Source organism: Streptomyces sp. NPDC002994 (assembly GCF_040611155.1).
In the GTDB taxonomy this organism is placed as follows: domain Bacteria; phylum Actinomycetota; class Actinomycetes; order Streptomycetales; family Streptomycetaceae; genus Streptomyces.
Genome location: NZ_JBEXNQ010000002.1, coordinates 53,031 through 72,813, shown reverse-complemented (window position 1 = coordinate 72,813; position 19,783 = coordinate 53,031). Strand labels below are relative to the sequence as shown.

Below are 19,783 nucleotides of genomic sequence, written 5' to 3'. Positions count from 1 at the left end.
CGGCGGGGCATGGGTGCGGATACTCAGATCCGAAGTGAGTACGCATGGACACGCGTGCCGCGCGCAGACTTGGGGGATGGACTGGAGCCAGTACCGCTTCCGCAGCGTGTGGGACCTGCAAGCCCCGCCCGTCGCGGTCTACACCGCCCTGGAACAGGTCGACGCGTACCCGCGATGGTGGCCACAGGTGCGGCGGGTCACGCGCCTGGACGACAGCACCGGCATCGTCCGGGTGCGTTCGTTCCTGCCGTACGAACTCGTCTTCACCCTTCAGCAGAAGCGGCGCGCACCGGAAATCGGCGTACTGGAAGCGGCCATGACCGGCGACATGGAGGGCTGGGCGCGCTGGACCGTGCGGCCGCACGCCAACGGGACACGCGCCCTCTACGAACAGGAAGTGCGGGTGCGCAAGGCGCTGGTGCGCCGGCTCGCCGTACCCGGGCGCCCCCTGCTCATCGCCAATCACGCGCTGATGATGCGCGGTGGGCGGCGCGGGCTGGCCGCCGCACTCGCGGTTTGAACCCACCCCGTGAGGGCCTGTATGGTTCAGTCCGTTCCCGGGCGATTAGCTCAGTGGGAGAGCGCTTCGTTCACACCGAAGAGGTCACTGGTTCGAAACCAGTATCGCCCACCCGGGGAAGGCCGGTCCGTCACAGACGGACCGGCTTTTTTGTGTTCCCGTGCACGTTCCGCTCCGGCCCTCTCAGGCTGCCGCCGCCGGGATTTCGGGGCGCAGCGGCCATGCCGGATTCACGGCCTCCTCCGACCCGTTGCGTGCGAACCACGCCTGGAGACCACGCGCTTGTGCCGCGTGCCACACCGCCTGGAGGGTGTGCAGTTCGGCCGGCGAGAGCCGCTCAAGACGCGCGGCGAAACGGCGCCCCAGCGCGCGTACGACTTCCAGCGAGGCCGTCGCGTCGGCGGCCGCGTCGTGCGCGCCGTCCAGCTCCACCTCGTACTGCGCACACAGATCGGTGAGCGTACGGCGGCCCTTGCGGTAGCGGTCGAGATGCTTGTCCAGTACGCGCGGATCCAGCACGCACAGCGGGCGGCTGTCCAGATAGCGCGTGAGCGACGACGCGCGGTGGCGCCTCAGCTCGCGGTCCAGCAGCGTCAGATCGAACGGCGCGTTCATCACCACCAGCGGCCGGCGCGCGATGCTCTGCTCGGCGAGGCCCCTGGCTATCTCCTCCACGACCGGCGCGGGCCAGCGGCCGTTGCGCTGAAGGTGATCGTCCGTCAGCCCGTGGATCGCGGCCGCCTCCGCGGGCACCGGAATGCCCGGATTCACCAACCAGCGCGTCACCCGCACCCGTCCGCCCGGCGTGTCCTGCACGACCAGCGCGGCGGAAACTATGCGGTCCTCCTCGACATCCACGCCCGTGGTTTCGGTGTCGAACGCGGCCAGGGGTCCTTCGTACCAGCACGTCATGTCGAACTCCTCTAGCTCCCTTGGCAGATGGCGTGCGTCCCCTGCCCGAACCGGTGATACCCGGCTCGTTTGTGCGGTACGCCGTTTGCGGGGCAGGCAGAGCGGAGACAACACAGGTGACGGGGCGTGCAATTGACGGCCCGTCGCGGGGAAAGATCGGCACAGCCCGGAAGGCACCGTCAGCCATGGCGCTCGCGCAGCCCGAACCGGGCGGGCTGCTGCCCGAGCGGATCGCACCGCTGCGCGGCGGACTCGCCACCACTGCCTGCATGGAGACTCTTCAGGTGGGCTATCTGCACGCGGTCGCGGCGGCCGCGGGATGTTCTCTCTCACAGCCGTTTCCGGACAACGGCATCGACTGGCACGTGAGCCACAGCGCTCCCGAGCACACCGTCGATGACGAAGTCACCATCAAAGTGCAGCTCAAATGCACCTACCAGATCCCGCCGCACCCGGCCGGGGGCGCGTTCTCCTTCACGCTCGACAACGCGCACCTGGAGAAGCTCGCCCGCAGCCCGGTTTCGGTACACAAGATTCTGGTCGTGATGCTCGTACCGCGGACCCAGGAGGACTGGCTGCGCGCCGGTCACGACCGCCTCGATCTGCGGCACTGCTGTTACTGGACCAACCTGGCCGGACACCCGGTGACGGGCAGGCGCAGGACAACTGTGCGGATCCCGACCTCGCGGATATTCGACGACCGAGCACTCTGCGAGATCATGACCCGGGTCGGGGTGGGAGGGAGACCCTGATGCAACACCGGCCGATCGACGAGCCCGTACGACCACACCCGAGCACGGAGTCCGACAGTGGCTTCACCACGGGTGCGGGGGTCTGGGACGCGGTTGCGGGGCCCGACCCCGCCACGGTGGACCCCGCCGTGCTCGGCGTCCTGCTGGCCCGGCACGGCTGGCGGCGGCGCGGGGGAGCGGCGGGGCGCTACGCGCGCTGGACCGCGCCCGGACCGTCCGACGGCGCTACGAGCCTGCTCGTACCGGAGAGCAGGGCGTTCCCCGACAGCGACGACCTGCTCGGCGAGGCACTGACGGCGCTCGCCCGGTGCGCCGCGCCCTCCGCCCGTGAGGTACTGGTCTCACTCGCCGTCCCGAGCGACGAGATCCGCTGGTGGCGCGACGTACCGGAAGGCCCTTCCGGAACCGCCTCGTGGACCGCGCAGGAGCAACTGCGCTCGGCGGCGCGCCAGATGCTGCTCGCGGCGGCGCTCGCCGCGCGCGGGCGCGCCGGGTACTACGGCGCGCGGCACCGGCGGCAGGCGCAGACGTCGCTGGAGGGCGTGCTGGTGGGGCCGGCTCCCGGTGGGCGCGCGCTCACGGCGTTCGTACCGGTGGAAGCGGGGCGCGGCGCTGTCGTACGGCTGCACCACGCCCTGCACGCGGCCCGCGAGGCCGTCGACTACAAGCGGGCGACGGGCGGCATGGACGCCTTCGACTCGGCCGTCGAGGCGGGCGTGAGCCGCGAGCTCACGGACGCGGTGATCGCGCTGGTGCACGGCTCGGAGGGCACGCGGATCGGGCTGGAGTGGTCGCCGGCCGCCGGGGTGCCGGAGGGATGCGCGGCGCACCCGGAGGCGGTGGAGTTCTCGCCGGGCGACCTGCCGGCGCTGCGCGAGGCGGGTGCGCGCTACCTGCACGGCGAGTCCTCCGTGGCGGTACGGATCACGGGCACGGTGGTACGGATGCGGCGCTCGGGGCCGCGCGGGGCCGGCACGGTGCGGCTGCGCGTCCTGGCGGGCGCGGAGGTGCCGTACGTACGGATGGTGCTCGACGAGGAGGCGTACCGCATCGCCGGCCACGCCCATCTGGTCGGGCTGCCGATCAGGGTGCACGGGCAACTGGAGAGCCGGGGCGGCTTCCGGCGGCTCACGGGGGCGGACAGTGTGGTGCCGGTGCAGGTGGACGACGCTGAGCGGGACCGGCTGATGAAGTCGCTCCAGGAGAATCTGGACTTTTTCGAGGAGGCGTGCGGCGGGGAGTAGCGGCGGGGAATTAACCGTTTAGCGATGTGGTCGCCGGGCTCGGTACGATTCAGGGGCGCGCAGTCTCCTCTGTCGCGACCCCCTCAGTCAGGAGTGACCGGTGTCAGACGTCCGTGTGTTCATCCAACGCGATTCCGAGCGGGAAGAGCGCGTGGTGACCACGGGCACTACGGCGGCGGAACTCTTCCCCGGCGAGCGCACCGTCGTGGCCGCGCGCGTGGGCGGCGAGCTGAAGGACCTGGCGTACGTCGTCGCTGACGGCGAGGAGGTCGAGCCGGTCGAGATCTCCTCCGAGGACGGCCTGAACATCCTGCGCCACTCCACCGCGCACGTCATGGCGCAGGCCGTGCAGGAGCTCTTCCCCGAGGCCAAGCTCGGCATCGGCCCGCCGGTCAAGGACGGCTTCTACTACGACTTCGACGTCGAGAGGCCGTTCACCCCCGAGGATCTCAAGGCCATCGAGAAGAAGATGCAGGAGATCCAGAAGCGCGGGCAGCGCTTCTCCCGCCGCGTGGTCTCGGACGAGGCCGCACGCGAGGAGCTGGCGGACGAGCCGTACAAGCTGGAGCTCATCGGCATCAAGGGTTCGGCCTCGACCGACGACGGCGCGAACGTCGAGGTGGGCGGCGGCGAGCTGACCATCTACGACAACCTGGACGCCAAGACCGGCGACCTGTGCTGGAAGGACCTGTGCCGCGGTCCGCACCTGCCGACCACTCGGAACATCCCCGCCTTCAAGCTCATGCGCAACGCCGCCGCCTACTGGCGCGGCAGCGAGAAGAACCCGATGCTCCAGCGCATCTACGGCACCGCGTGGCCGTCGAAGGACGAGCTGAAGGCGCACCTGGAGTTCCTCGCCGAGGCCGAGAAGCGCGACCACCGCAAGCTCGGTTCCGAGCTGGACCTCTTCTCCATCCCGGAGCAGATCGGCTCCGGCCTCGCGGTCTTCCACCCCAAGGGCGGCATCATCCGCCGGGTCATGGAGGACTACTCGCGCCGCCGGCACGAGGAGGAGGGGTACGAGTTCGTCTACACCCCGCACGCGACCAAGGGGAAGCTCTTCGAGACCTCGGGGCACCTGGACTGGTACGCCGACGGCATGTACCCGCCCATGCAGCTCGACGAGGGCACGGACTACTACCTCAAGCCCATGAACTGCCCGATGCACAACCTGATCTTCGACGCGCGGGGCCGGTCCTACCGTGAACTGCCGCTGCGCCTCTTCGAGTTCGGGACCGTGTACCGGTACGAGAAGTCGGGCGTCGTGCACGGCCTGACCCGGGCCCGCGGCTTCACTCAGGACGACGCGCACATCTACTGCACCAAGGAGCAGATGGCGGAGGAGCTCGACCGTACGCTCACCTTCGTCCTCGGGCTGCTGCGCGACTACGGCCTGACCGACTTCTACCTTGAGCTGTCCACCAAGGACCCGGAGAAGTTCGTCGGGTCGGACGAGATCTGGGAAGAGGCCACCGAGACGCTTCGCCAGGTCGCCGAGAAGCAGGGCCTCCCGCTGGTCCCCGACCCGGGCGGCGCGGCCTTCTACGGCCCGAAGATCTCCGTGCAGTGCAAGGACGCCATCGGCCGTACCTGGCAGATGTCGACCGTCCAGCTCGACTTCAACCTTCCGGAGCGCTTCAACCTGGAGTACACCGGTCCCGACGGCACCAAGCAGCAGCCGGTCATGATTCACCGTGCTCTGTTCGGCTCCATCGAGCGCTTCTTCGCGGTGCTGCTCGAGCACTACGCGGGTGCGTTCCCGGCGTGGCTGGCTCCGGTGCAGGCGGTCGGCATTCCGATCGGCGACGCGCACATTCCGTACCTTCAGGAGTTCGCCGCGGAGGCGAAGAAGAAGGGGCTGCGGGTCGACGTGGACGCCTCCTCGGACCGTATGCAGAAGAAGATCAGGAACCAGCAGAAGCAGAAGGTTCCGTTCATGATCATCGTCGGTGACGAGGACATGAGCGCGGGCACGGTGTCGTTCCGCTACCGCGACGGGTCGCAGGAGAACGGCGTCCCGCGCGACGAAGCGCTGGCGAAGCTGGTTGATGTCGTGGAGCGTCGCGTTCAGGTCTGACCTTCCGCGATCGTTTTCGCAGGCCCCCGGCGAGCACTAGCCCGCCGGGGGCCTGTTCGCGTCCTCTCTTGCGAAGGTCTGGATCAGCCAGGACGAGAACGAGCCCGTCACCGCGCCCAGCAGCGCCAGGCCGCCCGTCATCAGGCCGACGGCGATGATTCGTCCACCCCCGGTCACCGGCGACACATCGCCGTACCCGACCGTCGTCAGGGTCGAGCAGACCCACCACACGGCGTCCCCGAAAGTATGGATCGTGGCGCCCGGCGCCGCGTGTTCCTGCTGTAGACGGCCAGTGCGCCGGTGAAGCCCAGCAACAGCGCCGACAGCCCCGCATACGTGATCACGCGCGCGTGCAGGCTCAGCCGCGGCTGAGCGCGCCGGCTCTGCACCGCCGTGTAGACCCGCACCATGCGCAGCGGACGCAGCAGCGGCATCAGCAGTACCACGGTGTCCAGCCAGTGCGTGCGGACGAAGCCCCGCCGCCCCGTCAGCCGCCACCGCAGCAGATAGTCGGCGGCGAACAGGCTCCACAGGACCACGATCACCACCACGCACGCGTTCCGCCAGGCCGGGGGCAGGCCGTGGGCCAGCACCAGGACCGCGTACGCGGCGAGGAAGAGCAGCGACGCGGCGAAGAGCGGGATCTCGCTCCGCTGCTCCCAGCGCCGTGCCGGACTGCTTTCATGATCGGCGTGCATCGACCCAGCATGGCCGCCAGGCCCCTGACAGCGCCCCGGCGACACGTTCGGCGGGTACCAAGTCATATGCTGCACTCCATGACGATTGAGCCGGAGCAGCAGATCGGAGTCGGGACGCCGGACGCGTTCCAGCGCCTGTGGACGCCCCACCGGATGGCGTACATCCAGGGGGAGAACAAGCCGACCGGTCCGGGGGCCGAGGACGGCTGCCCGTTCTGCTCGATCCCGGCGAAGTCCGACGAGGACGGGCTCGTCGTCGCGCGCGGTGAGCACGTGTACGCGGTGCTGAATCTTTACCCGTACAACGGCGGGCACCTGATGGTCGTCCCGTACCGCCATGTCGCCGACTACACGGACCTGGACGACGCCGAGACCGCCGAGCTCGCTGCCTTCACCAAGCGTGCGATGACGGCGCTGCGGACGGCTTCCGGGGCACAGGGTTTCAACATCGGGATGAACCAGGGCGCGGTCGCCGGGGCGGGTATCGCGGCGCATCTGCACCAGCACCTCGTGCCGCGCTGGGGCGGGGACACGAACTTCATGCCGGTCGTCGGGCACACCAAGGTGCTGCCGCAGCTGCTCGGGGACACCCGCAAGATGCTGGCCGACGCCTGGCCGGCGGCCTGACCAACGGGCGCCCCGCGCCCCCGCCCCGCGGGGTCACGCGTCGTACACGTCGGCCTTCCTCGGCGCCGCGTCCTGGACCAGGCCGCTGAGGATCAGGGAACGGTTGCTGAAGCGGTCGGTGTCCACGCCGTGGTCGTCGAGTACGCGGATGGCCGCCGCGTGGACGACGCGCAGTACGGGCGCGGCCGCGCGCATCGCGTCGTCGGCCATGAAGCGGTGCCGCCAGGGCTTCTCCGCCCAGGCGTGCCGCAGGCCGAAGGGCTCCGGGAGCACGATCTTGCCGCCGAAGTAGTCAAGGATCGGCGGGAACCAGGTGAACGGGGCACGGACGGCCAGTCGTACCACTTCGTTGGCGTCGACGAGCGGCAGCTTCTTGTCCACCGTCTCCCAGAACTTGACCGGCTTGCTCACGGTCACCGTCTTGGCCGCGGGCTTTGTGGTGAAGAGCGAGTGGACCGGGCCCAGCGCGTGGCCCGTGACCTCGATGCGCAGCGTCTCGTGCAGCACGGTGACGGTGATCAGCATGGTGATGACCAGCTGGCCGTCCCAGAGTGTGAACTGCACGCCCAGATAGTGGCGGTTTCCGGCGCCGAACTGCTGCTCGTTGCAGATCCGCTGGATCTCGTGGCCCTTGGTCTGGAACGCGGCGACGTCCTGGCCGTCGGGCCTGGTCACCTCGGCGGCGTTCTCGCCGATCGGGGCGACGACCCAGTGCCGTACGGACGGCTTGGGGAAGCCGCCGGTGTGCAGGGGGCCGCGCTCCAGCATGCGCAGCTGGTCGTGGATGGCGCGTATGACGTCCCAGCTGCGGAATCCGTGGATCTCCTTGCCGGGGTCCCGTGAGACGAGCTCTTCGGCGAGCTGCCAGCTGCCCCATCGCGTGCCCATGCCGAGTATTCCCTTGGGGCCCGCGTAGAAGACCGAGTTGCTGTACTGCTCGGCGGTGAGCTTGGCGAGCGACTGGCGCAGCTGCTCGGCGGCCGACTCGTTGGGGTCACGCGGTACGGCTTCGGGGATCTTGGCGCCCACGCCGCCGCCCGACAGCAGTGCTTCCCACCGGGCCCGCATGTCCTTGGCCGTGGACTCGCTGATCTGCTTCGCCCACAGCCAGCCGATGACCGGGGCGACGAGCATCGCCCGCAGATAGATCGCCCAGAAGCCGCCGAAGGGCAGTTTGATGAGGGCGATCACGGCGAGTCCGCCGACGGCGACCAGGGCGGCCGTCGCGAGGGCGCCGGCCCGCTTGTCCTTGGAGCCCGCGATCGTACGGCGCAGCTGGAAGACGCCCAGCCAGATGAGCATCCCGGGCAGGAAGGCCAGGCCGAAGAGCGCCATGACGCCGGTGAGTTTCGCGTCCCGTTCCTTGCGGATGCGGGTCGCGGCGAGGCAGTGCTCGACGACGGTCTGCGGTTCGGTGCCGAAGGACTGGATGAGCGCCTTGCGGGCCCCGCCGAGCATGCGCACCTGCACGGCGCGTGAGAAGGCCTCGCCCAGGTTCGGTTCGAGGAGGGAGAGCTTGCCCTTCTTGACCTCGGACTTGTGCCACTCGCTGTCGGCCTTGAGGATCTCGGTGACCGGGCTGTCGCGGTACGCCGCCGAGGCCAGGGCCTGGGTCGCCGCCGTCTGGCCCGCCGATCCCTGGAGCGGGACCTGCGCCCCCGGTGAGAAGTCGAACCCGTCATCCGCCACTGCTGCCCCCATCGCCGCACGTAACCGCCCCTGCGGCCTGTTCCCAACTGCTTGTCCAGTAGTGTCCCTGCCCGTCATGGGACAGTGAAATGCCGCCCGCCGCAAGAGAATTGGGCGGGCGGCTGGTCAACTATGGGCCTATGTTCCCTTTTCTGCCTGTTCGCGAATCTTGCCCGCCAGCTGAGGCGGCATCGGTTCGTGGCGGGCGTACGAGCGGCTGAACCGTCCGGTGCCGTGCGATACCGACCGCAGGTCCAGGGCGTACCGGCCGAGTTCGATCTCCGGAACCTCGGCCCGCACGAGCGTGCGCCCCTGCCCGCCCGCCTGCTCGGTTCCGACCACCCGGCCCCGCCGTCCCGACAGGTCGCTCATCACCGGCCCGACGTACTGGTCGGGCACCAGCACCAGCACCTCGGCGACCGGCTCCAGGAGGTGGATCTTCGCCTCGGCGGCGGCCTCGCGCAGCGCCAGGGCGCCCGCCGTCTGGAACGCCGCGTCGGAGGAGTCGACCGAGTGTGCCTTTCCGTCGAGCAGCGTGACCCGTACGTCCACGAGCGGGTAGCCGGCGGCCACTCCACGTGCCGCCTGGGCGCGTACACCCTTCTCGACGGACGGGATGAACTGGCGGGGTACCGCGCCGCCCACCACCTTGTCGACGAACTCGATGCCGCTGCCCGGCGGCAGCGGCTCCACCTCGATCTCGCAGATCGCGTACTGGCCGTGGCCGCCGGACTGCTTCACATGCCGCCCGCGGCCGACCGTGCCGGCGCCGAACGTCTCGCGCAGCGACACCTTGTGGGGTACGACGTCCACCCGCACCCCGTACCGGCTGCGCAGCCGCTCCAGCGCCACGTCGCGGTGTGCCTCGCCCAGGCACCACAGCACCAGCTGGCGGGTGTCCTGGTTCTGCTCCAGGCGCATCGTCGGGTCCTCGGCGACCAACCGGGCCAGCCCCTGGGAGAGCTTGTCCTCGTCCGCCTTGCTGTGCGCCTGGATGGCGAGCGGCAGCAGCGGGTCGGGCATGGTCCACGGTTCCATCAGCAGCGGGTCGTCCTTCGCGGACAGGGTGTCCCCGGTCTCCGCGCGCATCAGCTTCGCGACGCTGGCGATGTCACCCGCGATGCAGCGGTTCAGGGTGCGCTGGTGCTTGCCGAACGGGGACGACAGTGCGCCGATCCGCTCGTCCACATCGTGGTCCTCATGGCCCCGGTCCGTCAGGCCGTGCCCCGACACGTGCACCGTCTCGTCGGGCCGCAGGGTCCCGGAGAAGACCCGCACCAGGCTGACCCGCCCGACGTACGGGTCGGACGCCGTCTTGACGACCTCGGCGACCAGCGGCCCGTCGGGGTCGCAGGTGACCGCCGGGCGGGGCCTGCCGTCGGGGGTCGTGACCACCGGCGCCTCGCGCTCGGCAGGCGTCGGGAAACCGCCGGTGATCAGCTCCAGCAGCTCGATCGTGCCGATGCCCTCGCGGGTGCCTTCCGCCGCCGGCGCGGCGGCGAGTACCGGATGGAAGGTGCCGCGCGCGACGGCTCGTTCCAGGTCGTCGACGAGCGTCTTGTAGTCGATCTCCTCGCCGCCGAGATAGCGGTCCATGAGGGTCTCGTCCTCGCTCTCGGCGATGATCCCCTCGATCAGCCGGTCGCGCGCCTCGGCGATCCGGGGCAGCTGCTCCCCGTCCGGCGGTGTGTCCTTCCGCTCGCCGGAGGAGTAGTCGAAGATCCGTTGCGACAGCAGGCCGACGAGCCCTTTCACCGGGGCGTGCCCGTCGGGTCCCTTGGGGCCGTACAGCGGCAGATACAGCGGCAGTACGGCGTCGGGGTCGTCGCCGCCGAAGGTCTGCGCGCAGACCCGGGTCATCTCGTCGAAGTCGGACCTGGCCGCTTCGAGGTGGGTGAAGACGATCGCCCGCGGCATGCCGACCGCGGCGCACTCCTCCCACACCATCCGGGTCGAGCCGTCCACTCCGTCCGATGCCGAGACGACGAAGAGGGCGGCGTCCGCCGCCCGCAGACCGGCCCGGAGTTCCCCGACGAAGTCGGCGTATCCGGGGGTGTCGATCAGATTGATCTTTACGCCGCCCCATTCGACGGGGGCCAGCGACAGCTGCACCGAACGCTGCTGCCGGTGCTCGATCTCGTCGTAGTCGCAGACGGTCGTGCCGTCCTCGACGCGGCCCGCCCTGTTGACCGCTCCAGCTGCCAGCGTGAGGGCCTCGGCCAGGGTGGTCTTTCCGGATCCGCTGTGGCCGACCAGCACGACGTTGCGTACGGACGAGGGCCGGTCGGCCGCTACTGCCCTGCCGGCGGCCCCGGGGTGTGAATGTGTCTTGTCGCCCATGATTCTGCCTCCCAGTTCGAGCACGGTGAGGAGAGGGGGCGCGGACATGTGGGAGCCGCAGTGGCGAGGCGACACCAGTGACGCCCGCGGTCTTTCGAGCTTTCCACTCGCGCCACGGCACGTCCATACGTAGTACGCGATCGAGAGGCGCCAGGAGGCCCTGTGACGGCCCGGCGATGCCCCGGCGGTCTCCCGGGACCATCGTCGCTACGATGGGCCAGCCGGTAGCCATAGGGGCCACACGGCCACCGAACCCTCGGGAAGGCCATGCTGAACAAGTACGCGCGTGCATTCTTTACGCGTGTCCTCACACCGTTCGCCGCGTTTCTCCTCCGCCGTGGGGTGAGCCCCGACGCGGTGACGCTCATCGGCACGGCCGGAGTGATGGCGGGTGCGCTGGTCTTCTTCCCCCGGGGAGAGTTCTTCTGGGGCACGATCGTCATCACGCTCTTCGTCTTCTCCGACCTCGTCGACGGCAATATGGCGCGGCAGGCGGGGGTTTCGAGCCGCTGGGGCGCGTTCCTGGACTCGACGCTCGACCGGGTCGCCGACTCGGCCGTCTTCGGGGGCATCGCGCTCTGGTACGCGGGCACAGGCGACGACAACATCCTGTGCGCCGTCGCCATCTTCTGCCTGGCCAGTGGCCAGGTCGTCTCGTACACCAAGGCGCGCGGCGAGGCGATCGGCCTGCCGGTCGCGGTCAACGGCCTGGTGGAGCGCGCCGAACGGCTCGTCATCACGCTCGTCGCCGCCGGACTGGCCGGACTGCACAACTTCGGGGTGCCCGGCATCGACGTACTGCTGCCGATCGCCCTGTGGGTCGTGGCAGTCGGCAGCCTGGTGACACTCGGGCAGCGGGTCGTCACCGTACGCAGGGAAGCGGCGGAGGCGGACGCCGCCGGCGCGCCGGGGAGCGAGGCCACGTCGTGAGCGGCGCCAGGGAACGGCTGACGGACACGCTGTACGGCCTCGGCTGGGGCACGGTCAAAAGGCTGCCGGAACCGGTGTCCGTCGCCCTCGGGCGCACGATCGCCGACACGGTCTGGAAGCGGCGCGGCGCGAGTGTGCTGCGGCTGGAGTCCAACCTCGCCCGGGTCGTGCCGGACGCGGGCCCCGAGCGCCTCGCCGAGCTGTCCAAGGCCGGCATGCGCTCGTACATGCGCTACTGGATGGAGTCCTTCCGGCTGCCCGCGTGGAGCCCGGAGCGCGTGAAGAACGGCGTCCAGATCGAGGACATAGACCGCCTCACGGACGTGATCGCCTCCGGGCGGGGCGTCATCCTCGCACTGCCGCACCTCGCGAACTGGGATCTCGCGGGCGCCTGGGTCACCACCAAGCTGGAGATTCCCTTCACCACGGTCGCGGAGCGGCTCAAGCCCGAGACGCTGTACGACCGGTTCGTCGCGTACCGGGAGGGCCTCGGGATGGAGGTCCTGCCGCACGAGGGCGGCAGCGCCTTCGGGACTCTCGCGCGGCGGCTGCGGGCCGGCGGCCTCGTCTGCCTGGTCGCCGACCGCGACCTGTCCGCGTCCGGCACCGAGGTGAAGTTCTTCGGCGATACGGCGCGCATGCCCAGCGGGCCCGCACTGCTGGCACAGCAGACCGGGGCGCTGCTGCTGCCCGTGACCCTCTGGTACGACGATTCACCGGTGATGAGCGGGCGGGTCCACCCGCCCGTCGACGTACCGGATACAGGGACCAAGGCCGAGAAGACGTCGGTCATGACGCAGGCGCTGGCGGACGCCTTCGCCACCGGGATCGCCGACCACCCCCAGGACTGGCACATGCTGCAACGGCTGTGGCTCGACGACCTCGAGCCGCGTCAGGAGAGCTCGTGAAGATCGGCATTGTCTGCCCGTACTCGTGGGACGTGCCGGGTGGCGTCCAGTTCCACATCCGTGACCTGGCCGAGCACCTGATCCGGCTCGGGCACGAGGTCTCCGTCCTGGCCCCCTCGGACGACGAGACACCGCTGCCGCCGTACGTCGTGTCCGCCGGCCGGGCTGTGCCCGTGCCGTACAACGGCTCGGTCGCGCGCCTCAACTTCGGCTTCCTGTCGGCCGCGCGGGTGCGGCGCTGGCTGCACGACGGCAGGTTCGACGTGATCCACATCCATGAGCCGACCTCGCCGTCGCTCGGGCTGCTCGCGTGCTGGGCCGCGCAGGGGCCGATCGTCGCCACCTTCCACACCTCCAACCCGAAGTCCCGGGCGATGATCGCGGCGTACCCGATCCTGCAGCCCGCGCTGGAGAAGATCAGCGCGCGTATCGCGGTGAGCGAGTACGCGCGGCGCACGCTGGTCGAGCACCTCGGCGGGGACGCGGTCGTCATCCCCAACGGCGTCGATGTCGACTTCTTCGCGAAGGCCGAGCCCGAGGCGGACTGGCAGGGCAACACCATCGGCTTCATCGGCCGCATCGACGAGCCGCGCAAGGGCCTGCCCGTCCTGATGCGTGCCCTGCCGAAGATCCTGGCCGAGCGCCCGGACACCCGGCTGCTGGTCGCGGGCCGGGGCGACGAGCAGGAAGCGGTCGCATCCCTCCCCAAGGAGATGCGCGACCGCGTCGAGTTCCTCGGCATGGTGAGCGACGAGGACAAGGCGCGGCTGCTGCGCAGTGTCGACCTGTACGTCGCCCCGAACACCGGTGGCGAGAGCTTCGGCATCATCCTCGTCGAGGCGATGTCGGCGGGCGCGGCGGTGCTGGCGAGCGACCTGGACGCGTTCGCGCAGGTACTGGACCAGGGGGCGGCGGGCGAGCTCTTCGCCAACGAGGACGCGGACGCGCTCGCCTCGGCGGCGGTGCGGCTGCTGGGGGACCCGGAGCGGCTGGTGGAGCTGCGGCTGCGGGGCTCGGCGCACGTACGGCGTTTCGACTGGTCGACGGTGGCGGCGGACATCCTGTCGGTGTACGAGACGGTGACGGACGGGGCGGCGTCGGTGGACACGGATGAGCGGGTCGGCCTGCGGGCACGTTTCGGGCTGGCCCGCGACCGGGACTGACTGTGCGGTAGCGATGGTGCCGGGTGCCGGGCCCTACGGGAACGGCATTCGGGACTGCACGATTTAGGCGCGGAGCAGCGGTGCCTGAAAGCCTCTCCGGCGTCCTGCCCACAAATCACGCTTTACGTCCCGAACACCGCTCCCTACGGTCCCGGCCCCCTCCCGTCGTCGTGGGGTACCAGTCACGACCGTTGCTGGGCCACCGGTGGCCGGGTCGCGGGCCTCCTGGTGCCGTGGCCGACGGCAGTACCCCGCCCCGAGCCGGGAACGACCCGCAGGCTGTCCACCGGCGGGAGGGGGCGGGGCGCGCAGGGGGTGGTGTTCGGGACGTAGAGCGTGATTTGTGCGCAGGGAGTGGGCTTCGTACAAAGGGCGCTGCTGGGCGGCTAAATCATGCAGTCCCGAACACCGCCCCCGGAGCGGCACGCCCCCGGCACCCCCAAAGGGCCCCGCACCGCCCGGGTAACGTGGCCGCCCGTGACCGTAACCCTCATCTGGATCGTCGTAGCCCTCTTCGCGATCGGGCTGTACCTCAGCTGGACCGCGGGCCGGCTGGACCGCCTGCACGCCCGTATCGACGCTTCCCGCGCCGCGCTCGACGCCCAGCTGCTGCGCCGCGCGTCGGTCACCCAGGAGCTGGCGACCTCCGGTGTGCTCGACCCCGCCGCTTCGATCCTGCTGTACCAGGCCGCGCACGCCGCCCGACAGGCCGAGGAGGACCACCGGGAGGTCGCCGAGAGCGAGCTCAGCCAGGCGCTGCGGGCGGTCTTCGGGGAGGTGGCGCAGGTGGACGCGGTCAAGGAGGCGCCCGGCGGCGAGGAGGCCGCGGAGGAGCTGGCGGCTGCCGTACGGCGCGTCCCGATGGCCCGGCGTTTCCACAACGACTCCGTACGCGCCGCCCGCGCCCTGCGCCGCCACCGCAAGGTCAGGTGGTTCCGGCTTGCGGGCCACGCACCGTTCCCGCTGGCATTCGAGATGGACGACGCACCTCCTGTGGCGCTGGCCGACCGCCCCGGCAGCCAGTAAAGACGCCCCGGTGGCCAGTAGAACGATCCACCGGCTACACATTGGCACTTGCGGTGGACTGGTCGGGCGATGTTCTCTCGGAGAGAGCAAAAACCTTCTTTCCTTCGAGTGAGGTCCATCCGTGTCCAGCACCAGCAACTTCCAGGCCCCCGAGACCGGCACCGCACGCGTGAAGCGCGGCATGGCGGAGCAGCTCAAGGGCGGCGTGATCATGGACGTCGTCAACGCCGAGCAGGCGAAGATCGCCGAGGACGCGGGCGCCGTTGCCGTCATGGCGCTGGAGCGGGTGCCCGCCGACATCCGCAAGGACGGCGGCGTGGCCCGGATGTCCGACCCCAACATGATCGAAGAGATCATCGAGGCCGTCTCGATCCCGGTCATGGCGAAGTCCCGCATCGGCCACTTCGTCGAGGCGCAGATCCTGCAGTCCCTCGGTGTCGACTACATCGACGAGTCCGAGGTGCTGACCCCGGCCGACGAGGTCAACCACTCGGACAAGTGGGCGTTCACCACCCCCTTCGTCTGTGGCGCCACCAACCTGGGTGAGGCCCTGCGCCGTATCGCCGAGGGCGCGGCCATGATCCGCTCGAAGGGCGAGGCCGGCACCGGCAACGTCGTCGAGGCCGTGCGTCACCTGCGCCAGATCAAGAACGAGATCGCCAAGCTGCGCGGCTACGACAACAACGAGCTGTACGCCGCCGCCAAGGAGCTCCGCGCCCCGTACGAGATCGTCAAGGAGGTCGCCGAGCTCGGAAAGCTTCCGGTCGTGCTGTTCTCCGCCGGTGGCGTCGCCACCCCCGCCGACGCCGCGCTGATGCGCCAGCTCGGCGCCGAGGGCGTCTTCGTCGGCTCCGGCATCTTCAAGTCCGGCGACCCGGCCGCCCGCGCCGCCGCGATCGTGAAGGCCACCACCTTCTACGACGACCCGAAGATCATCGCGGACGCGTCGCGGAACCTGGGCGAGGCCATGGTCGGCATCAACTGCGACACCCTCCCCGAGTCCGAGCGCTACGCCAACCGCGGCTGGTAGTCCCGGTGATGAGCAACCCCGTGATCGGAGTCCTGGCTCTCCAGGGCGACGTACGGGAGCACCTGGTCGCCCTGGCCGTGGCGGACGCCACGGCCAGGCCGGTCCGGCGCCCCGAGGAACTCGCAGAGGTCGACGGCCTGGTCATTCCCGGTGGCGAGTCCACCACCATGTCCAAGCTGGCCACGCTCTTCGGCATGCACGAGCCGCTGCGTGAGCGGATCAAGGACGGCATGCCGGTCTACGGCACCTGCGCCGGCCTGATCATGCTCGCCGACAAGATCCTGGACCCGCGTTCGGGCCAGGAGACTTTCGGTGGCATCGACATGATCGTGCGCCGCAACGCCTTCGGACGACAGAACGAGTCGTTCGAGGCGGGGGTCGAGGTCGCGGGCATAGCGGACGGTCCCGTCGAGGGCGTCTTCATCCGCGCCCCGTGGGTCGAGTCGGTCGGCGCCCGCGTCGAGGTGCTCGCCGAGCACGACGGCCACATCGTCGCCGTACGTCAGGGCAACGCCCTCGCCACGTCGTTCCACCCCGAACTGACGGGCGACCACCGGGTGCACGAGCTCTTCACAGAGATGGTGCGCGCCGTAGGCTGACGGGATCCCGGTAGGATCTCTGCCGAACGCAGCAGTATTTGGTGACGCGAAGGAGACAGGCGGATGTCCGGCCACTCTAAATGGGCTACGACGAAGCACAAGAAGGCCGTGATCGATGCCAAGCGCGGCAAGCTCTTCGCGAAGCTGATCAAGAACATCGAGGTCGCGGCCCGCACCGGCGGTATCGACCCCGAGGGCAACCCGACGCTCGTCGACGCCATCCAGAAGGCAAAGAAGAGCTCCGTCCCCAACAAGAACATCGACTCCGCGGTCAAGCGCGGCGGCGGTCTTGAGGCGGGCGGCGTCGACTACCAGACGATCATGTACGAAGGCTACGGCCCGAACGGTGTCGCGGTGCTCATCGAGTGCCTCACCGACAACCGCAACCGCGCCGCCTCCGACGTACGCGTCGCCATGACCCGCAACGGCGGTTCGATGGCCGACCCGGGTTCCGTGTCGTACCTCTTCAACCGCAAGGGCGTCGTCATCGTCCCCAAGGGCGAGTTGTCCGAGGACACGGTTCTGGACGCCGTCCTGGAGGCGGGCGCCGAGGAGGTCAACGACCTCGGTGAGTCCTTCGAGGTCCTGAGTGAAGCCACCGACCTGGTCGCGGTCCGCACCGCGCTGCAGGACGCCGGCATCGACTACGACTCGGCGGACGCCAACTTCGTCCCGACCATGCAGGTCGAGCTGGACGAGGAAGGCGCGCGGAAGATCTTCAAGCTGATCGACGCGCTGGAGGACAGCGACGACGTACAGAACGTCTTCGCCAACTTCGACGTCTCGGACGAGGTCATGGAGAAGGTCGACGCGGCCTGAGCTTTTGATCAGTACGTAGTAACGGACGGGCCGACGGGACACGCTCCCGGCGGCCCGTCCGTGCGTTGTCAGAGCCAGCGGCTACTGTGCTGATCAGTCGAAAGAGTGAGGGGGCGGGACGCGATGCGCGTACTGGGCGTGGACCCGGGGCTGACCCGGTGCGGCGTCGGCGTCGTCGAAGGTGTCGCGGGCCGGCCCCTGAAAATGCTCGGGGTCGGAGTCGTACGTACGCCGTCGGACGCCGAGTTGGGGGAGCGTCTGGTCGCCATCGAGCGCGGCATCGAGGAATGGCTTGACGAGCATCAGCCCCAATTCGTGGCCGTGGAGCGGGTGTTCAGTCAGCACAACGTCCGTACGGTCATGGGTACGGCCCAGGCCAGCGCGGTCGCCATGCTGTGCGCCGCCCGCCGCGGACTGCCCGTCGCCCTGCATACGCCCAGTGAGGTCAAAGCGGCGGTCACCGGCAACGGCCGGGCCGAGAAGGACCAGGTCGGCGCCATGGTGACCCGGCTGCTGCGGCTGGACGCCCCGCCCAAACCGGCCGACGCCGCCGACGCCCTCGCGCTCGCCATCTGCCACATCTGGCGCGCCCCCGCGGTCAACCGCCTCCAGCAGGCGCACGCCGCGGCCCGCACGCCCCGCATCCCTGTACGGAAGGTCACGCGATGATCGCGTTCGTCAGCGGCCCGGTGGCCGCACTCGCCCCCACCACGGCGGTCATCGAGGTCGGCGGCATCGGCATGGCCGTGCAGTGCACGCCGAACACCCTGTCCACCCTGCGCCTGGGCCAGGACGCGAAGCTCGCGACCTCCCTGGTCGTACGGGAGGACTCGCTGACCCTCTACGGCTTCGCCGACGACGACGAGCGGCAGGTCTTCGAGCTGCTCCAGACCGCCAGCGGCGTGGGCCCCCGGCTCGCCCAGGCCATGCTCGCCGTGCACTCGCCGGACGCGCTGCGCCTGGCGGTCTCCACCGGTGACGAGAAGGCGCTCACCGCCGTCCCCGGCATCGGCAAGAAGGGCGCCCAGAAGCTGCTCCTCGAGCTCAAGGGCCGCCTCGGTGAGCCGCTCGGCACCGGCGGTCACGTCGGCGCCCAGCGCGTCGCGTCGGGGCCCGCGCCGTGGGGCGAGCAGCTGCAGGCCGCGCTCATCGGCCTCGGGTACGCGTCGCGCGAGGCCGAGGACGCGGTCGCCGCGGTGACCCCGCAGGCAGAAGCGGCCCTTGCCGGGGGCAGCCAGCCGCCCGTACCGCAATTGCTGCGCGCCGCGCTCCAGACCCTCAACCGCGCCCGCTGATTCGAGAGATCCGCACATGAACTGGGACGAGACCGGACCCGACACCGACCAGCGGCTGGTCGACTCCGGCGCCGACGGCGAGGACCAGGCCGTCGACGCCGCACTGCGCCCCAAGGACCTGGATGAGTTCGTGGGCCAGGAGAAGGTTCGCGAGCAGCTCGACCTGGTCCTGAAGGCGGCCCGCGCCCGTGGTGCCACCGCCGACCACGTGCTGCTGTCCGGTGCCCCCGGGCTCGGCAAGACCACCCTCTCGATGATCATCGCGGCCGAGATGAACGCCCCGATCCGCATCACCTCGGGCCCCGCCATCCAGCACGCCGGCGACCTCGCCGCGATCCTCTCCTCCCTCCAGGAGGGCGAGGTCCTCTTTCTCGACGAGATCCACCGGATGTCACGCCCGGCGGAAGAGATGCTCTACATGGCGATGGAGGACTTCCGGGTCGATGTCATCGTCGGCAAGGGGCCCGGCGCCACCGCCATCCCGCTGGAGCTGCCCCCCTTCACCCTGGTCGGCGCCACCACCAGGGCCGGCCTGCTGCCGCCCCCGCTGCGCGACCGCTTCGGCTTCACCGGCCACATGGAGTTCTACGAGCCCGCCGAGCTGGAGCGGGTCATCCACCGCTCCGCGCGCCTCCTCGACCTGGAGATAGACGTGCAGGGCGCCGCGGAGATCGCCGGGCGCTCGCGCGGTACGCCCCGTATCGCCAATCGCCTGCTGCGCCGCGTCCGGGACTACGCCCAGGTCAAGGCCGACGGCGTCATCAACCGTGACATCGCCGCCGCGGCCCTCAAGGTGTACGAGGTCGACGCCCGCGGCCTCGACCGGCTCGACCGGGCCGTGCTGGGCGCACTGCTCAAGCTGTTCGGCGGCGGACCCGTGGGTCTTTCCACGCTCGCGGTGGCCGTGGGGGAGGAGCGGGAGACGGTCGAAGAGGTGGCCGAGCCGTTCCTCGTAAGGGAAGGTCTGCTGGCCCGTACGCCGAGGGGCCGGGTGGCCACGCCCGCCGCCTGGGCGCACCTCGGCCTCGTACCGCCGCAGCAGGGTAACGGAGGAAACGGACAACGGGGTCTATTCGGGACGTGACGGACGTGACGGCGCGGAAGGTCGCCCCGTCAGGAACCGCGGTGCGATGCTGGGCGTTGTTCCATTGATG

18 protein-coding genes, 1 tRNA gene and 1 pseudogene are annotated in these 19,783 nt (G+C 70.0%); 16 read left to right on the top strand and 4 right to left on the bottom strand.

The features are described 5' to 3' along the window. The first annotated feature begins 76 nt into the window (after positions 1 to 76). The gene (locus tag ABZX79_RS02260) at positions 77 to 520 is read left to right on the top strand and encodes an SRPBCC family protein (RefSeq protein ID WP_355250249.1); all 444 of its coding nucleotides are present in this window, start codon (positions 77 to 79) and stop codon (positions 518 to 520) included. Positions 521 to 559: 39 nt separating this feature from the next. Beyond that, positions 560 to 631 (top strand) — tRNA-Val (locus ABZX79_RS02255). Between the two features lie 72 nt (positions 632 to 703). On the opposite strand, the gene ABZX79_RS02250 is transcribed toward ABZX79_RS02255, so the two are convergent. Then, entirely contained in the window at positions 704 to 1,432 is a 729-nt protein-coding gene (locus tag ABZX79_RS02250) for a 3'-5' exonuclease (protein ID WP_355250246.1), read from the bottom strand. 185 nt (positions 1,433 to 1,617) lie between these two features. Here ABZX79_RS02250 and ABZX79_RS02245 point away from each other — a divergent pair, with 185 nt between their 5' ends. From ABZX79_RS02245 to thrS, 3 genes are all read left to right on the top strand, one after another. Continuing rightward, the gene (locus tag ABZX79_RS02245; RefSeq protein WP_214976630.1) at positions 1,618 to 2,184 is read left to right on the top strand and encodes a DUF4365 domain-containing protein; all 567 of its coding nucleotides are present in this window, start codon (positions 1,618 to 1,620) and stop codon (positions 2,182 to 2,184) included. Then, positions 2,184 to 3,428: a hypothetical protein gene (locus ABZX79_RS02240; RefSeq protein ID WP_355250243.1), complete on the top strand. Its 1,245-nt coding sequence runs from the start codon at positions 2,184 to 2,186 to the stop codon at positions 3,426 to 3,428. Before ABZX79_RS02245 ends, ABZX79_RS02240 begins: the two co-directional genes overlap by 1 nt. Positions 3,429 to 3,528: 100 nt before the next feature. Further along, positions 3,529 to 5,505, top strand: a complete 1,977-nt coding sequence (gene thrS / locus ABZX79_RS02235) for a threonine--tRNA ligase (protein ID WP_355250240.1) — start codon at positions 3,529 to 3,531, stop codon at positions 5,503 to 5,505. Positions 5,506 to 5,541: 36 nt separating this feature from the next. Here thrS and ABZX79_RS02230 read toward each other — a convergent pair. After that, a pseudogene (locus ABZX79_RS02230) lies at positions 5,542 to 6,203 on the bottom strand (potassium channel family protein). Between the two features lie 66 nt (positions 6,204 to 6,269). On the opposite strand from ABZX79_RS02230, the gene ABZX79_RS02225 reads away from it, so the two are divergent. Beyond that, entirely contained in the window at positions 6,270 to 6,830 is a 561-nt protein-coding gene (locus tag ABZX79_RS02225) for an HIT domain-containing protein (RefSeq protein WP_355250237.1), read from the top strand. A gap of 33 nt (positions 6,831 to 6,863) precedes the next feature. Here the strand turns inward: ABZX79_RS02225 and ABZX79_RS02220 are convergent, their stop codons facing one another. Both ABZX79_RS02220 and ABZX79_RS02215 read right to left on the bottom strand, forming a co-directional pair. After that, positions 6,864 to 8,531, bottom strand: coding sequence for a hypothetical protein (locus tag ABZX79_RS02220; RefSeq protein ID WP_355250234.1), 1,668 nt, complete (start codon positions 8,529 to 8,531; stop codon positions 6,864 to 6,866). A gap of 126 nt (positions 8,532 to 8,657) precedes the next feature. Next, positions 8,658 to 10,859 (bottom strand): elongation factor G-like protein EF-G2, encoded by a 2,202-nt coding sequence (locus tag ABZX79_RS02215; RefSeq protein ID WP_355250231.1) that lies wholly within the window; start codon positions 10,857 to 10,859, stop codon positions 8,658 to 8,660. Positions 10,860 to 11,126: 267 nt separating this feature from the next. Here ABZX79_RS02215 and pgsA point away from each other — a divergent pair, with 267 nt between their 5' ends. The 10 genes from pgsA to ruvB all read left to right on the top strand — a co-directional run bounded on the left by pgsA (position 11,127) and on the right by ruvB (position 19,713). Continuing rightward, positions 11,127 to 11,789, top strand: a complete 663-nt coding sequence (pgsA, locus tag ABZX79_RS02210) for a phosphatidylinositol phosphate synthase (RefSeq protein WP_355250228.1) — start codon at positions 11,127 to 11,129, stop codon at positions 11,787 to 11,789. Further along, on the top strand, positions 11,786 to 12,697 hold the full coding sequence (locus ABZX79_RS02205; RefSeq protein WP_355250225.1) for a phosphatidylinositol mannoside acyltransferase: 912 nt from the start codon (positions 11,786 to 11,788) through the stop codon (positions 12,695 to 12,697). Before pgsA ends, ABZX79_RS02205 begins: the two co-directional genes overlap by 4 nt. Then, the gene (locus tag ABZX79_RS02200; protein WP_355250222.1) at positions 12,694 to 13,860 is read left to right on the top strand and encodes a glycosyltransferase family 4 protein; all 1,167 of its coding nucleotides are present in this window, start codon (positions 12,694 to 12,696) and stop codon (positions 13,858 to 13,860) included. Before ABZX79_RS02205 ends, ABZX79_RS02200 begins: the two co-directional genes overlap by 4 nt. A 477-nt stretch (positions 13,861 to 14,337) precedes the next feature. Continuing rightward, the gene (locus ABZX79_RS02195) at positions 14,338 to 14,886 is read left to right on the top strand and encodes a hypothetical protein (RefSeq protein WP_355250219.1); all 549 of its coding nucleotides are present in this window, start codon (positions 14,338 to 14,340) and stop codon (positions 14,884 to 14,886) included. 121 nt (positions 14,887 to 15,007) lie between these two features. After that, the gene (pdxS, locus tag ABZX79_RS02190; protein ID WP_214976643.1) at positions 15,008 to 15,916 is read left to right on the top strand and encodes a pyridoxal 5'-phosphate synthase lyase subunit PdxS; all 909 of its coding nucleotides are present in this window, start codon (positions 15,008 to 15,010) and stop codon (positions 15,914 to 15,916) included. Positions 15,917 to 15,921: 5 nt separating this feature from the next. Continuing rightward, on the top strand, positions 15,922 to 16,515 hold the full coding sequence (gene pdxT, locus ABZX79_RS02185; RefSeq protein WP_355250216.1) for a pyridoxal 5'-phosphate synthase glutaminase subunit PdxT: 594 nt from the start codon (positions 15,922 to 15,924) through the stop codon (positions 16,513 to 16,515). Between the two features lie 63 nt (positions 16,516 to 16,578). Next, the gene (locus ABZX79_RS02180; RefSeq protein ID WP_355250213.1) at positions 16,579 to 17,334 is read left to right on the top strand and encodes a YebC/PmpR family DNA-binding transcriptional regulator; all 756 of its coding nucleotides are present in this window, start codon (positions 16,579 to 16,581) and stop codon (positions 17,332 to 17,334) included. Between the two features lie 123 nt (positions 17,335 to 17,457). Next, positions 17,458 to 18,003: a crossover junction endodeoxyribonuclease RuvC gene (gene ruvC / locus ABZX79_RS02175; protein WP_355250210.1), complete on the top strand. Its 546-nt coding sequence runs from the start codon at positions 17,458 to 17,460 to the stop codon at positions 18,001 to 18,003. Then, complete coding sequence (gene ruvA / locus ABZX79_RS02170; RefSeq protein WP_355250208.1) at positions 18,000 to 18,629, top strand: Holliday junction branch migration protein RuvA; 630 nt, start codon at positions 18,000 to 18,002, stop codon at positions 18,627 to 18,629. The genes ruvC and ruvA overlap by 4 nt, the downstream gene beginning before the upstream one ends. Before the next feature lie 16 nt (positions 18,630 to 18,645). Continuing rightward, on the top strand, positions 18,646 to 19,713 hold the full coding sequence (gene ruvB, locus ABZX79_RS02165) for a Holliday junction branch migration DNA helicase RuvB (RefSeq protein ID WP_355250206.1): 1,068 nt from the start codon (positions 18,646 to 18,648) through the stop codon (positions 19,711 to 19,713). Positions 19,714 to 19,783: the final 70 nt, after the last annotated feature.

Excerpts from the sequence above, each read along its gene's own strand:
- ABZX79_RS02260 (WP_355250249.1), top strand. The coding sequence starts at position 77 with ATGGACTGGAGCCAGTACCGCTTCCGCAGCGTGTGGGACCTGCAAGCC.
- ABZX79_RS02250 (WP_355250246.1), bottom strand. The coding sequence starts at position 1,432 with ATGACGTGCTGGTACGAAGGACCCCTGGCCGCGTTCGACACCGAAACC.
- ABZX79_RS02245 (WP_214976630.1), top strand. The coding sequence starts at position 1,618 with ATGGCGCTCGCGCAGCCCGAACCGGGCGGGCTGCTGCCCGAGCGGATC.
- ABZX79_RS02240 (WP_355250243.1), top strand. The coding sequence starts at position 2,184 with ATGCAACACCGGCCGATCGACGAGCCCGTACGACCACACCCGAGCACG.
- ABZX79_RS02225 (WP_355250237.1), top strand. The coding sequence starts at position 6,270 with ATGCTGCACTCCATGACGATTGAGCCGGAGCAGCAGATCGGAGTCGGG.
- ABZX79_RS02220 (WP_355250234.1), bottom strand. The coding sequence starts at position 8,531 with ATGGGGGCAGCAGTGGCGGATGACGGGTTCGACTTCTCACCGGGGGCG.
- ABZX79_RS02215 (WP_355250231.1), bottom strand. The coding sequence starts at position 10,859 with ATGGGCGACAAGACACATTCACACCCCGGGGCCGCCGGCAGGGCAGTA.
- pgsA (WP_355250228.1), top strand. The coding sequence starts at position 11,127 with ATGCTGAACAAGTACGCGCGTGCATTCTTTACGCGTGTCCTCACACCG.
- ABZX79_RS02180 (WP_355250213.1), top strand. The coding sequence starts at position 16,579 with ATGTCCGGCCACTCTAAATGGGCTACGACGAAGCACAAGAAGGCCGTG.
- ruvC (WP_355250210.1), top strand. The coding sequence starts at position 17,458 with ATGCGCGTACTGGGCGTGGACCCGGGGCTGACCCGGTGCGGCGTCGGC.
- ruvA (WP_355250208.1), top strand. The coding sequence starts at position 18,000 with ATGATCGCGTTCGTCAGCGGCCCGGTGGCCGCACTCGCCCCCACCACG.
- ruvB (WP_355250206.1), top strand. The coding sequence starts at position 18,646 with ATGAACTGGGACGAGACCGGACCCGACACCGACCAGCGGCTGGTCGAC.